The sequence below is a fragment of the Pseudomonas sp. AG1028 genome, from assembly GCF_007993955.1.
GTDB lineage: Bacteria > Pseudomonadota > Gammaproteobacteria > Pseudomonadales > Pseudomonadaceae > Aquipseudomonas > Aquipseudomonas straminea.
Window position 1 is genome coordinate 133414 of the sequence record NZ_VIVP01000008.1, and the last position, 13209, is coordinate 146622.

The window sequence follows — 13209 nt, forward strand, 5'->3', positions numbered from 1 at the left end:
CACACAGGCGATACACCACTTCTACCCGCCTCTCTTAAACCCTTCTCTTAAAGCTGCTTGTACTTGCCGTCAGCGCCCCACTGGTACATCACGTAGTCGGAGACTTTCAGGTCGCCCTTCTCGTCGAACTCCTTCTTGCCCATCACCGTCTGCACCGGATGCGCCTTCAGCCACTCAGCAGCCTTGGCACCGTCGGTACCCTTGATGGCGCCGAACGCGGCAGCCACCACCTGCATCGAGGCGTAGGAGTACAGGGTGTAGCCTTCCGGCTCGTAGCCATTGGCGCGGAATTTCTCGATCACCGCCTTGCCGTCCGGGATCAGGCGCGGGTCGGCGCCAAAGGTCATCAGCACGCCATCGACGTATTGCGGGCCGCCGGCGGTGCCGACCATCTCGTCGGTGACGATGCCGTCGCCGGAGATGAACTTGGCGGTCACGCCCTGCTCGCGCATCTGGCGAACCAGCGGGCCGGCCTCGGCATGCAGACCACCGAAGTAGACCACCTCGGCGCCGCTGGCGCGGATCTTGGTGACCAGGGCGTTGAAGTCCTTCTCGCCGCGGGTCAGACCTTCGTACATCACTTCCTTCACGCCGCGCTTGTTGAGCTGCGCACGGGTGGCGTCAGCCAGGCCCTGGCCGTAGGTGTCCTTGTCGTGCACCACGGCAACCTTCTTGGCCTTGAGCACGTCGACGATGTAATCGCCGGCAACGATGCCCTGCTGGTCGTCACGGCCGCACATGCGGAACATCGCGGTCAGGCCGCGCTCGGTAACCTGCGGGTTGGTGGACGCCGGGGTGATCGCCAGAATGCCCGCCTCGTCATACACCTCCGACGCCGGCATGGTCGACGACGAGCAGAAGTGCCCGATCACCGCCACCACCTTGTCCGCATCGACCATACGGTTGGCCACCGAAACAGCCTGCTTCGGCTCACAGGCGTCATCGCCCTTCACCAGCTTGATCTTCTCGCCATTGATACCGCCCGCCGCGTTGATATCCGCCGCAGCCTGCTCGGCACCGCGCCACAACTGGTCACCGAACGCCGCGTTGCCGCCGGTCATCGGCGCGCCGACACCAATGGTGATGTCCGCGTGAGTCAGCGAGGAAAAACCCAGTGCGCCAGTGATCGCGAGCGCCAAGAAACCTTTCTTGAAAGACGTGTGAGGCATGGACGTGCTCCTGAGGAGTTTTAGGATTGGCCCGCCTGCTTGAGCAAGCGCTATGCCATTCGCACGACCGTTTGAAACTTCTAGACGAAAGTCGAGGTTGACGGCGATGTAACCGCAGGTGTCATGGCTCAATGCGTCACTTTCGATAGAAAAGGCGCCACGATCACGCCAAATCGCCGCCACAGACGCACCGCGACCGAGCAGCGCACCGTCCATGCTGGTGCAACCGAGAGAAACACTGCACAACCTTGGACAAGCTGCTTGTAGGCTTGTGAATGGCTGCCGTTTTGCCGGCCAAAGCTTATTCCAGAGCGGCCTATTCACCTTTCGGATTGGCCTAACGGCTGATCGCCTGCGTTGTAACCGGTAACAACCCCGCCCTGGCATCAGCGATACCAGGGCGATGCCTCTTGCCACCTTATTGCGGCCACTTCACCTCGCCCTTGATCACCTGGGCACCCAGCTCCAGGGACGACTCATCGGCCAGGTTCGGATAGCGCTTGCGCATGGCGGCGATCAGCTGCACCGAATTCTTGGCCTTGCTGGCCTCCTGCTCGAACGCCTGCAGGTACTCGCGGGTGGCGGCGACGGTCTGCGGCGAATCCGGCAGGCTGCCACCGGCGTTGGGCAGGTAATGGCCGGGCACGACGCGGCTCGGCTTCAGCGCGTCGATGGCCGCCAGGGTAGCCAGCCAGTCGCGACGCGATTGCACGGTCTGGGTATCGGCCATCCACACATGGATATTCGCCGACACCGGGATGCCGCCGACCACCGTCTTCAAAGACGGAATCCATACGAAGGTACTCGCCGGCTCCGGCCCACGAATTTCCAGCACCTGACCATCCACGGTCAGCTTCGGCGCCTTCAGCGCTTCGGGCACCACCAGCGCCTGCGGCGCATTGCCCTCCATGATCGGCCCCCAGTGGGCCAGCTTGCCGTCCTTGCTCGCCTCGATGGCAGCCACCGTCTCGGCAGTGGCGACGATCTTCGCGTCCGGGAAGGCGCGGTGAATCACATCCAGCCCGAAGTAATAATCCGGGTCGCTGTGACTGATATACACGGTGGTCAGCTTCTTGCCGGTGGCACGTACCTTGTCGACCAGCGCCTGGGCATCGTCACGCTGGAACTGCGCATCGATCAGCACCGCCTCGGTAGGCCCGGAGACGATCTGCGCCGACACCGGAAAAATCGACTTCGCACCGGGGTTGTAAACCTCCAGCTGCAGCGGCTCAGCCGCCACCACCTGACCGGCCACAGCCAGCACGGCACTGCCTAACAACAAAGGACGTAACAGACGGAGAGCTTTCATGGCATGGCCTCGCAAGGGAAAGTGCGAGCCATCATAGAGAGACAGATAGGTTCGAAATACGGCCTAACGCGCAATGCTTTGTTGCGCGTTTTGGCGCAAATAGCTGCTCTGTTCTGGCGGCGAGCTCGCCCATGCGACTAAAAGCCATCTACACCTGGTGGCGCACCGCCAGTATTTCGCAGTAAGGTCGGCCATCGCCTTTCAAGGAAGAACCATGGCCAGCAAGAACGCGCCTGCCGCCCATCAAAAACATCTTGCCGTCCTCATCGACGCCGACAACGCCCCCGCCGCCATCGTCGAAGGCCTCTTCGAAGAAATCGCCAAATACGGCGTCGCCAGCGTCAAGCGTATCTACGGCGACTGGACACTGCCCAATCTAGGCAGCTGGAAAACGGTGCTGCTCGACCACTCCATCCAGCCAATCCAGCAGTTCGCCTACACCAAAGGCAAAAACGCCACCGACAGCTCGTTAATCATCGATGCTATGGATCTGCTTTATACGCGTCGATTCGATGGGTTTTGCCTAGTATCCAGCGATAGCGACTTCACTCGACTGGCCGCCCGGATTCGTGAGGAAGGATTGGAGGTGATCGGTTTTGGTGAGCAGAAAACGCCCCAGCCCTTCGTGAAGGCGTGCGACAAGTTCATTTATACCGAGCTGCTTCGTGACGACGTAAACGAGTCCGATAGCCCTGCCGCACAATCTCCTGAAACTCCAGAGCCAAAACCAACCCAAGGCACCATAAAGCCTGCTGAAACTACGCCCGCGGAGGCCAACCGGCCGAAAGTCCCGGTAGCACTCATAACCAAAGTTATTGACGACATTTCAGACGAAGACGGTTGGGCCCACATGGCCTCCCTAGGTGAGAACTTACGCAAAATAAAATCCGACTTCGACCCACGCCTCTATGGCTTCAAGAAACTTACCGATCTAATCAAAGCGCGAAATGGGCAGTTTGAAATGCATGAACGGGGCGTTACTGCAACTGGAGGGAAGGTGCTGTACGTGCGAAACCGAAAGCCCGCCGTTAAACAATGAAATGGCGGACAAGCTTCGCGTTGTCCACCCTACGGGCTAAAACTCGCCGATATAGAACGGCTCATCCTGCATATAGGCATTCAGATCAACCCGCTCGCAACTGCCCTTGGCCTGGTCCCACATGGTTTTCAGTGGTTCCAGCAGAGGGCCGGCGTTCAACAACTGACGCAGCTCGCTGCAATAGGCCGCACGCTCAGGATCGGCTCCCTGCTCGGGGTAGCGTGCCAGCAACACCAGAAAGCAATTCAAGTAGAACTGCAATACCTCGCTCTGCTGGATTTCACGCATGTAATCGGCCGTCATGCTGCTAAACCAGACAGGTCCAATGTAGTTGTACAGGCAATAGATATTCGAAGGAGTGGTGCCATCCAGCCAACGACAGGTGTCGTCGTAATAGATGTGCCCGAAGTTGAATGCCGGATCGAACAGTTTCTTGCCGTTGTAGAGCAAGTGTTCGCTACCTGGAATCTGGCCATTGAGGAATTGGTAGATACGTTTTTCACTGCCGCCCATAAAACCCATGGGTGGAAGTACATCTGACCCTGCATAAGGCTCGCTACCGTCGTAATGCCGGGCACCAGCCTGCTGCACCAGAATCTTGTAGGAGTCGGCCAGACTTCTTTCGATCTGCCAGCCCCAGGCATGTCCTTTGTTCAACTCTTTCCAGGACCGGCCATCACCGGTGGGCTCGATACTGACCTGGGTCGTCCAGGCTTCGGGCCCGGCCAGGAAACGCTCGGTGAGCGCCACCCAGGCATCGAGGCTCCGATCGTGGGAAAGCCAAAGGCGGTAAACCAATGGGATGGGGTCATCCTTCATCGGGTCGAGATTGGGCTCTTTACCTTTCATGAAATAAGCTTCGAAGGTTTTGAAGGCAACCTTCTGTTTCGCGTATTCCAGGCGGAACTTAATATCATCCCATGTGGCTTTGCGTTCTTCGGCTGTTAATGCTGTTTTGTCAATCATATCAATCCAGGTCCCCGACTTCTTCTACAACCTTTCTGAACTGGTCAGTAAATTCTTTGGATTTGAGAATATCAACAATGATGACTCGGTTGGCCATCAAGGCGACATTCTGCGAAACCTTACAAGCTGCTTCCAAGTTTGAATCTGTCCATTTGACGTCTCTCAATGTTTTTGCCGGTGAGACATCCTTCATGGCTTCGTACAAGTGCTTGCGCGGGTTGAAGCTATTGAACTGTGCTGGCGTCGGGCTGGCGCTGCCATCCTTGGTTTTGAAGGAATGGAACCGCCACGAGGCCTTGACCTTCTTCTCTGGTACCAGCAGCCCGTAGGACGCCATCAGATCGGCATAGAACTCACGGTGGTAGCCGCTAGCAGAGCCGAAGTTACTGGGCACGTAGCGAGTGAGCAGTGATTTGACCTCGAACCACTCTTGGTTGGTAGCGTCGCCCAGCACGATATCCACCCGGCGCGGATAGCTAGGCAAAGGCTTGCCGGAACTGGTTCGGTAAACAATATCCTGCGTCGCCTCCAGATCCGTAGGGTGGACAACGCGAAGCTTGTCCACCATTAGGCTCGACGCGATACATCAGACATACGCCAATCGCCCCTTCAGGAGGCCGAACGCAATCGTTGTGTAGAGGGTTGAGCGGCATGGATGCCGCGAGAGCCGCGATGGGCCAGGGATGGCCCTTCGCGGCGGGCCCTCGGAGCAAGGATGGAGTGAGGGGAGTCGAGCGTAGCGAGACCCGGATGATGGGGCACAGCGTTTTTGCTTACTTTTTTGGCGTTTGAAAAAAGTGAGTCGCCGTAAGGGCGAAACCGGTTTGTGAGGCTATGGATGGGCGGCGTCGGAGTGCGATCACAACCAGAATGAGTGCAACCGCAAGAGATGTGTCGATGCCGATATCGATTCGCGGGCATGGCCCGCTCCCACAGGTTGCGACCCTACACAGAGACGGGCGTACGCCGACCTCCTGAGCACCAATAAAAAGGCCGATCAACTGATCGGCCTTTTCGCTCCCTCACCCCACCTCAACTATTGCTGGGAAACGCAAACTGCGCCGCCTCGTGGGTCTTGCGCTGCGGCCAGCGCTGGGTGATCGACTTGCGACGGGTGTAGAAGCGCACACCGTCCGGGCCGTAGGCGTGCAGGTCGCCGAACAGCGAGCGCTTCCAGCCGCCGAAGCTGTGGTAGGCCACCGGCACCGGCAGCGGCACGTTGACGCCGACCATGCCCACTTCGATCTCGTCGCAGAACAGCCGCGCCGCTTCACCGTCACGGGTGAAGATGCAGGTGCCGTTGCCGTACTCGTGATCGTTGATCAGTTGCATGGCGGTTTCCAGGCTATCGACGCGGACGATGCACAGCACAGGGCCGAAAATCTCGTCGGTGTAGATGCTCATATCCGCGGTAACCCGGTCGAACAGGCTGCCGCCGAGGAAGAAGCCGCTCTCGTTACCGGCCACGCTCAGGCCACGGCCGTCGACCACCAGTTGGGCGCCAGCAGCCACGCCGGCGTCGATATAGCCGGTGACCTTGTCCTTCGCCGCCGCAGTGACCAGCGGGCCCATGTCGAGGCCGCACTGGGTACCGGCGCCGATCTTCAGGGCCTTGATCTGCGGGACGATGCGCTCGACCAGCGCGTCGGCGATCTGGTCGCCCACGCACACGGCCACCGAGATGGCCATGCAGCGCTCGCCGCAGGAGCCATAGGCGGCGCCCATCAGCGCGCTGACGGCGTTGTCGAGGTCGGCATCGGGCATCAGCACCGCGTGGTTCTTGGCGCCGCCCAGGGCCTGCACGCGTTTGCCGCGCTTGGTGCCTTCGGCGTAGATGTATTCGGCAATCGGCGTGGAGCCGACGAAGCTCAGGGCTTTGACTTCCGGCGCCTGGATCAGCGCGTCCACGGCGCTCTTGTCGCCGTGCACCACGTTGAGCACGCCATTGGGCAGGCCGGCTTCGTGGAGTAACTGGGCGATGTACAGGGTGGAGCTCGGGTCGCGCTCGGATGGCTTGAGGATGAAGCAGTTGCCGCAGACGATGGCCAGCGGGTACATCCACAGCGGCACCATGGCCGGGAAGTTGAACGGGGTGATGCCGGCGACCACGCCGACCGGCTGGAAGTCGCTCCAGGCGTCGATGTTGGGGCCGACGTTGCGGGTGTATTCACCCTTGAGAATTTCCGGCGCAGCGCAGGCGTATTCGACGTTCTCGATACCGCGCTTGAGCTCGCCGGCGGCGTCTTCGAGGGTCTTGCCGTGCTCTTCGGCGATCAGCTTGGCGATGGCGTCTTCGTGCTGCTCGAGCAGTTGCTTGAAGCGGAACATCACCTGGGCGCGCTTGGCCGCCGGGGTGTTGCGCCAAGCCGGGAAGGCCTGTTTGGCCGAATCGATGGCCTGCTGCACGGTGGCCACATCGGCCAGGGCGACGCGGCGAACCGCTTCGCCGGTGGCCGGGTTGAACACGTCGGCGCTGCGGCCGCCCTGGCCGTCGGTGAGTTGGCCGTGAATCAGGTGCTGGATGCTGCTCATTGAGTCCTCCAAATGCTGCTCGCTTGGCTGGCCGCGACGCGCGCCGCGGCTGCCGGGAAAGGGGTTGTCACTTGAGTTCGGTTTCGACGAAGACCACTTCGTGGTCGCTGGCGTTGATCACGTTGTGCTCGACGCCCGCCTTGCGGAAGTAGCTCTGCCCGGCGACCAGAGGCGCGTGCTTGTCGCCTTCCGGGGTTTCCAGCAGCAGCGTGCCGTCGGTCATCGGCACCACCACGTAGTCGTAGCCATGGCGGTGGCGGCCGGTTTCGGCGCCCGGTGCGAAGCGCCACTCGGTGACGATCACCTCGTCGTTGTCCACCTGCACGGTGGCCACGGCCTGCTGCCTGGCAGCCATCAGGCGATACCCTGCAGGGCGTCGCCGACGGCGCTGAACACGCGGTCGAGGTCTTCGATTTTGGCGTTGAACATCGGCCCGAACTGCAGGCCGTCGCCGCCGAAGCGCACGTAGAAACCGGCTTTCCACAGGGCGATGCCGGCCTCGTATGGGCGGATGGTCGGGTCGCCGTCACGGGGCGCCAGCTGGATCGCGCCGGCCAGACCGCAGTTGCGGATGTCGACCACGTGCTTGGCGCCCTTGAGCCCATGGATGGCGTTCTCGAACTTGGGCGCCAGCTCCGCGGCCTGCTGAATCAGGTTCTCGCGCTTGAGCAGCTCCAGCGAGGCCAGGCCGGCGGCGCAGGCCACCGGGTGAGCCGAGTAGGTATAGCCGTGGGTGAATTCGATCATGTGCTCGGGCGTCGGCTGGCCCATGAAGGTCTGGTAGATCTCGCGGCTGGCGATCACCGCGCCCAGGGGGATGGCGCCGTTGGTGATCTGCTTGGCGACGTTGAGGATGTCCGGCGTCACGCCGAAATACTCGGCGCCGGTCCACTTGCCCATGCGCCCGAAGGCGGTGATCACTTCGTCGAAGATCAGCAGGATGTTGTGCTGGGTGCAGATCTCGCGCAGGCGCTGCAGGTAGCCTGCCGGCGGCACGATGACGCCAGCCGAGCCAGACATCGGCTCGACGATCACCGCGGCGATGTTCGAAGCATCGTGCAGTTCGATCAGCTTGAGCAGCTCGTTGGCCAGCTCGACGCCGCCGGTCTCGGCTGCACCCTTGGTGAACGCCATGCCCGGCTGCAGGGTGTGCGGCAGGTGGTCGACGTCCATCAACTGGCCGTACATCTTGCGGTTGCCACTGATGCCACCGAGGCTGGTGCCGGCGATGTTGACGCCGTGGTAGCCACGGGCGCGGCCGATGAACTTGGTCTTGCTGGCCTGGCCCTTGAGGCGCCAGTAGGCCTTGGCCATCTTCACCGCGGTGTCGGCGCATTCGGAGCCCGAACCGGTGAAGAACACATGGTTGAGCTCGCCCGGCATCAGGTCGGCCATCTGCTCGGCCAGCTTGAACGACAGCGGGTGGGCGTACTGGAAGCCCGGCGAATAGTCGAGGGTGCCGAGCTGCTTGGCGACCGCTTCCTGGATCTCCTTGCGGCAATGGCCGGCGCCGCAGGTCCACAGGCCAGACAGGCTGTCGTAGACCTTGCGGCCGGAATCGTCGGTCAGCCAGGCGCCTTCGCCGGCGACGATGATCCGCGGGTCGCGCTGGAAGCTGCGGTTGGCGGAAAACGGCATCCAGTGGGCGTCCAGCTTCAGCTGGCTGGCCAGGGGCGGCGTAGCGGTTTGCGGCATGTTCATGGCGATGGCCTCGGCATTGGCGGCGTGATCAGGGACAACGTGGGAGCGGCTTTAGCCGCGAGAATCAGCAGCAATCGCGGCTAAAGCCGCTCCCACAGGTATAGGTCGGTTGTCAGCCAAGGTGCCACAGGCATAAAGTCACTCAAACCTGACTCTTCGAATCCTCAGTTCAATGGTGACTAAACAATGAGCGCCCGACGCCCCGAGCCCCTCGCCCAGGTCAGCGACTTCGATATCCGCCTGCTCAAGCTGTTTCGCAGCGTGGTCGAATGCGGCGGTTTCTCTGCCGCGGAGAGCGTGCTGGGCATTGGCCGTTCGGCGATCAGCCAGCAGATGAGCGACCTGGAACAGCGCCTCGGCCTGCGCCTGTGCCAACGTGGCCGCGCCGGCTTCGCGCTGACCGAGGAAGGCCGCGAGGTGTACCAGTCGACCCAGCAATTGCTGGCGGCGCTGGAGAGCTTCCGCACCGAGGTCAATGGCCTCCACCAGCACCTGCGCGGCGAGCTGAACATCGGCCTGACCGACAACCTGGTGACGGTGCCGCACATGCGCATCACCGGCGCCCTCGCCCGCCTCAAGGCGCTGGGGCCGGACGTGCGGGTGAACATCCGCATGACGCCGCCCAGCGAGGTCGAGCAAGGCGTGCTCGACGGGCGCCTGCATGTCGGCGTGGTGCCGGTGGTCGGCGGGCTTTCCGGTCTGGATTACCAGCCGCTGTACGATGAGCGTTCGCTGCTCTACTGCGCGGTCGGCCACCCGCTGTTCTACGTCGATGATCGCGAGTTGCCGGACGAGCGCCTCAACGCCCAGGACGCCATCGCGCCAACCTTCCGCCTGCCGCCGGAGATCCAGAACCACTACGGCGTGCTCAACTGTACGGCCAGCGCCTCGGACCGCGAAGGCATGGCGTTTCTGATCCTCACCGGGCGCTATATCGGCTACCTGCCGGATCACTATGCCGAGGCATGGATCAAGGAGGGCCGCCTGCGCGCACTGAAGGCCAGCACGCGCTTCTACGACATAAGCCTGGCTTCGGTGACCCGCAAGGGCCGCCGGCCCCATCTGGTGCTGGAGAGTTTCCTGCAGGAATTGGCGGCCAGCGCTTGAAGCGCGCTCAGGCCCGAGTGGTGCTTCAGCCCTTGAGCGGGTCGTGCCCCCAGTTCATCAGCGACTGGCGCCAGCGGCTGTCCTTCACATCGCCGTCCGGGCGCTGTTTGAGATGGCGGTGCACGTAGCCGATCACCTTGCGCATCGCCTGGTAGTCGTCCGCCTCCAATTGGGCGACGCGTTTGCCCTTGATCTGCAGAATGCGCTCGCCCATCTGGTGGCCGACCGACTTGCCGTCGCGGCTGGACTCCACCTTGTGCCCGCCCTTGGTCATGCCCACGCGCTTGCTGTCCGCGGCCTGCAACCAGCGGCGCAGGCGTGACGGCGGCATGTTCACCGCCGCCTTGAAATCACTGCGGATGGCTTTCTTCTGCGCCTCGTTCAACTCGCTCATTTGCCGCCCTCCTTTTCCAGCGCTTTGACCAGCTCATCCTTCTTCATCCGTGAGCGGCCACGAATGTTCTTGCTCGCGGCGCGCTTCATCAGTTCGGCCTTGGTCAGCCCGCTCAGCGCTGGCGTGCGGTGGTTGGCGGCCTTCTCGGCGACATCTTTCGGCTGCTTGGAGTGCTGGCGCCCGGCGCGGCTGTCCGCACGTTTCTTGCGGGTGCTGCGCGCGTAGTCCTTGTTGCTCAGTTCATCGCGGGCGTTCTTGGGCAGGTAGCGTTCGCCGGTTTCGCCAGAGGGCTTGCCGGACTTGGTGTCCCAGTCCTGCTCGGTCCACTGGTGCAGGTGGTTGTCGGCATCCTTGCCGCCCTCGTAACCGCCGCCCTCTTGCTGGTAGAGCTGCACGGCGAGCTGCGCCTTGCGTGCCGACCACTGGCCGGGCTTGCCGCCCTTGTCGCCGTTGGTGACGCGTTTTTTCACCTTGTCCCACAGCTTCGGATCGGTCTTCTTCGCGGTGCTGCTCATGGGGCGTCCTCGATGACTGTCCTGATAGATGACCGCCGCACTGCGAACACCGTTGCCCCTGACGGACAGACGGAACGCCAGCCGCCGCGCAGCGCTCTGAGGACACACCAGGTAACAAGTAACCCGGGGCTAGGGGCCGGTCGGTCGAGGTGGACGACTAGTCTCATCTGCCTACCCCTTTTCGTATGGAGCCCGCCATGCCCAGCCGTCGCCATTTCCTGCAGGGCAGCGCTGCCCTGATGACGCTCGCGGCCAGCAGCCAACTGCTGCCCGGTTTCGCCTTCGCCGCCAACCCTGCCGCGGTGCTGCAGCGCAAGATCCCGTCCAGCGGCGAGAGCCTGCCGGTGATCGGCCTCGGCACCTCGCAAACCTTCAACGTGAGCCTCGACAACGCCAGCCTGAAACCGCTCGACGAGGTAGTGCGCGCCTTTATCAACGGTGGCGGCACGCTGATCGATACCGCACCCAGCTATGGCCGGGCCGAGGCAGTGACCGGCGAGCTGCTCAAGCGCACCAAAACCCAGGGCAAGGCGTTTCTCGCCTCCAAGCTGTCGAGCACCGGGCGCGAGCGCGGTCTGGCGCAGTTCGAGGCCAGCCTCAAGGCGCTGCAGACCGACAAGATGGACCTGCTGCAAGTGCACAATCTGCAGGACACCAACACCCAGTTGGCCCTGGCCCGCGAGCTGCGTGAACAGGGCAAGGTGCGCTACATCGGCATCACCCATTACATCGAGTCGGCCCATGACGATCTGCTCGCCGTGCTGGCCAAGGAGAAGGTCGACTTCGTGCAGCTCAATTATTCGGTGGGCGAGCGCAATGCCGAGAAACGCCTGTTGCCCTACTGCCGCGACAACGGCATCGCCACGCTTATCAACCGGCCGTTCCAGCGCGCGCAGCTGCTCGGCAAGGTCAAGGGCAAACCGCTGCCGGAATGGGCCAACGAGATCGACGCGACCTCCTGGGCGCAGTTGCTGCTCAAGTTCATCCTCGCCGACGAGGCCGTGACGGCGGTGATTCCTGCCACCTCCAACCCGCGCTACATGGTCGACAACCTCAAGGCCGGCCAGGGTCGCCTGCCCAATGCCGAGCAGCGCGAGCGCATCGTCCAGGCGTTCAGCTGATCCGCAGGGTTTGCGCGGACATACACTGGGTTTCCACGGCGCTTGTCACACCCGCTACGGTGGAGTATTTCTCACCCGCTGAGTCCTCGATACCACGGAAGCCCTTTGATGCCCCCCGACGTCACCGCTCCACGCGCCACCACTGGCAAACCGACTGGCCGCATCCGGCAAAAGAACGAAGAAGCGATCATCGCCGCCGCCGTGGACCAGTTTGCCTGCCACGGCTTCAAGGGCACCAGCATGAACACCATCGCCCAGGCGGTAGGCCTGCCCAAGGCCAACCTGCATTACTACTTCAGCAGCAAGCAGGGTCTGTACCTGGCCGTGCTAAGCAACATCCTGGAGATGTGGGACAGCGCCTTCGACAGCATGAGCGTCGATGACGACCCGGCCGAGGCGCTGGAGCGCTATATCCGCGCCAAACTGGAATTCTCGCGCCGTTACCCGAAAGCCTCGCGGGTGTTCGCCATGGAAGTGATCAGCGGCGGCGCCTTCCTGTCCCAGCATCTCGTCGAGGATCAGCAGAACTGGTTCCGCGACCGCGCGGCGATCTTCGAGCAGTGGATCGCGGCCGGCAAGATGGACGCCGTCGACCCTACCAACCTGATCTTCATGATCTGGAGCAGCACCCAGTACCACGCCGATTTCGCCTCGGAGATCTGCCGGGTCACCGGCCGTTCGCGCCTGACCAAGCCCGATTACCAGGCCGCGGCGGACAATATGGTGCGCATCATCCTCAAGGGTTGCGGGCTGAAGCCGAGCGTCTGATGCCTTACCTGCTACTCGCCCCTTGTGACTACCGCGAGGATATCCGCAAGAGCCGCTTTCTCGCCCAGGCCCGCGCCATCAGCAGCGCGGCGGATGCCCAAGCGTTCATCGACGAAGTCAGCGACCCGGCCGCCTCGCACAACTGCTGGGCCTGGAAGCTCGGCCAGCAATATCGTTTCAGTGACGACGGCGAACCCGGCGGCACCGCCGGCCGGCCGATTCTCGCCGCCATCGAGGGCCAGGGCTTCGACGCCGTGGCCGTGGTGGTGACGCGTTGGTACGGCGGCATCCAGCTCGGCACCGGCGGCCTGGCCCGCGCCTATGGCGGCAGCGCCAACAAATGCCTGCAGAACGCTGAGCGCCAGGAACAGGTGCCGCGCACCGCCTGCGTCTGCCATTGCGGCTTTGCCGAACTGGCCCTGCTCAAGTCGCGCCTGGCCGAATTCGACGCCGTGCTGGAGCAGGAAAGTTTCGATGCCGAAGGCGCCGAACTGCAGCTAGCCGTGCCACAAGCGCAGATCGAAGGCCTGCAACGTCTGCTTGCCGACATCAGCCGCGGGCGCAGTAGACTGCGCATTATCGAGTGAC

General features: G+C 62.5%; 14 protein-coding genes. 5 read left to right on the plus strand and 9 right to left on the minus strand.

Features of this window, described 5'->3' with window-relative positions; all coding sequences use genetic code 11:
• Positions 1-47: 47 nt before the first annotated feature.
• Positions 48-1169: a branched-chain amino acid ABC transporter substrate-binding protein gene (locus FB481_RS14830; RefSeq protein ID WP_147176903.1), complete on the minus strand. Its 1122-nt coding sequence runs from the start codon at positions 1167-1169 to the stop codon at positions 48-50.
• A gap of 418 nt (positions 1170-1587) precedes the next feature.
• Complete coding sequence (locus FB481_RS14835) at positions 1588-2478, minus strand: MBL fold metallo-hydrolase (protein ID WP_147176904.1); 891 nt, start codon at positions 2476-2478, stop codon at positions 1588-1590.
• Between the two features lie 214 nt (positions 2479-2692).
• On the opposite strand from FB481_RS14835, the gene FB481_RS14840 reads away from it, so the two are divergent.
• Positions 2693-3517: an NYN domain-containing protein gene (locus FB481_RS14840; RefSeq protein WP_147176905.1), complete on the plus strand. Its 825-nt coding sequence runs from the start codon at positions 2693-2695 to the stop codon at positions 3515-3517.
• Positions 3518-3553: 36 nt separating this feature from the next.
• Here FB481_RS14840 and FB481_RS14845 read toward each other — a convergent pair whose 3' ends face one another.
• The 5 genes from FB481_RS14845 to FB481_RS14865 all read right to left on the minus strand — a co-directional run bounded on the left by FB481_RS14845 (position 3554) and on the right by FB481_RS14865 (position 8716).
• On the minus strand, positions 3554-4483 hold the full coding sequence (locus tag FB481_RS14845) for a hypothetical protein (protein ID WP_147176906.1): 930 nt from the start codon (positions 4481-4483) through the stop codon (positions 3554-3556).
• Between the two features lies 1 nt (position 4484).
• Positions 4485-5048, minus strand: a complete 564-nt coding sequence (locus FB481_RS14850; protein WP_147176907.1) for a hypothetical protein — start codon at positions 5046-5048, stop codon at positions 4485-4487.
• A 467-nt stretch (positions 5049-5515) separates the two neighbouring features.
• A complete protein-coding gene (locus tag FB481_RS14855; RefSeq protein WP_093505355.1) occupies positions 5516-7015 on the minus strand; it encodes a CoA-acylating methylmalonate-semialdehyde dehydrogenase in 1500 nt (499 codons plus the stop codon).
• 67 nt (positions 7016-7082) lie between these two features.
• Positions 7083-7370, minus strand: a complete 288-nt coding sequence (locus FB481_RS14860) for a cupin domain-containing protein (RefSeq protein ID WP_093505357.1) — start codon at positions 7368-7370, stop codon at positions 7083-7085.
• Positions 7370-8716 (minus strand): aspartate aminotransferase family protein, encoded by a 1347-nt coding sequence (locus tag FB481_RS14865; protein ID WP_093505359.1) that lies wholly within the window; start codon positions 8714-8716, stop codon positions 7370-7372. Before FB481_RS14865 ends, FB481_RS14860 begins: the two co-directional genes overlap by 1 nt.
• Positions 8717-8902: 186 nt before the next feature.
• Here FB481_RS14865 and FB481_RS14870 point away from each other — a divergent pair, with 186 nt between their 5' ends.
• Positions 8903-9823 (plus strand): LysR family transcriptional regulator, encoded by a 921-nt coding sequence (locus tag FB481_RS14870; RefSeq protein ID WP_147176908.1) that lies wholly within the window; start codon positions 8903-8905, stop codon positions 9821-9823.
• A 25-nt stretch (positions 9824-9848) separates the two neighbouring features.
• On the opposite strand, the gene FB481_RS14875 is transcribed toward FB481_RS14870, so the two are convergent.
• Positions 9849-10217, minus strand: a complete 369-nt coding sequence (locus FB481_RS14875; protein ID WP_147176909.1) for a DUF3140 domain-containing protein — start codon at positions 10215-10217, stop codon at positions 9849-9851.
• A complete protein-coding gene (locus FB481_RS14880) occupies positions 10214-10732 on the minus strand; it encodes a hypothetical protein (RefSeq protein ID WP_093505365.1) in 519 nt (172 codons plus the stop codon). The genes FB481_RS14875 and FB481_RS14880 overlap by 4 nt, the downstream gene beginning before the upstream one ends.
• A 197-nt stretch (positions 10733-10929) precedes the next feature.
• Between FB481_RS14880 and FB481_RS14885 the strand changes: the two genes are divergently transcribed.
• From FB481_RS14885 to FB481_RS14895, 3 genes are all read left to right on the plus strand, one after another.
• Positions 10930-11853 carry an aldo/keto reductase gene (locus tag FB481_RS14885; protein WP_147176910.1) on the plus strand — a complete coding sequence of 308 codons (924 nt, stop codon included), beginning with the start codon at positions 10930-10932 and terminating at the stop codon, positions 11851-11853.
• Positions 11854-11961: 108 nt separating this feature from the next.
• On the plus strand, positions 11962-12621 hold the full coding sequence (locus FB481_RS14890) for a TetR/AcrR family transcriptional regulator (protein WP_147176911.1): 660 nt from the start codon (positions 11962-11964) through the stop codon (positions 12619-12621).
• Complete coding sequence (locus FB481_RS14895) at positions 12621-13208, plus strand: YigZ family protein (protein WP_147176912.1); 588 nt, start codon at positions 12621-12623, stop codon at positions 13206-13208. Before FB481_RS14890 ends, FB481_RS14895 begins: the two co-directional genes overlap by 1 nt.
• The last annotated feature ends 1 nt before the right edge of the window (position 13209 follow it).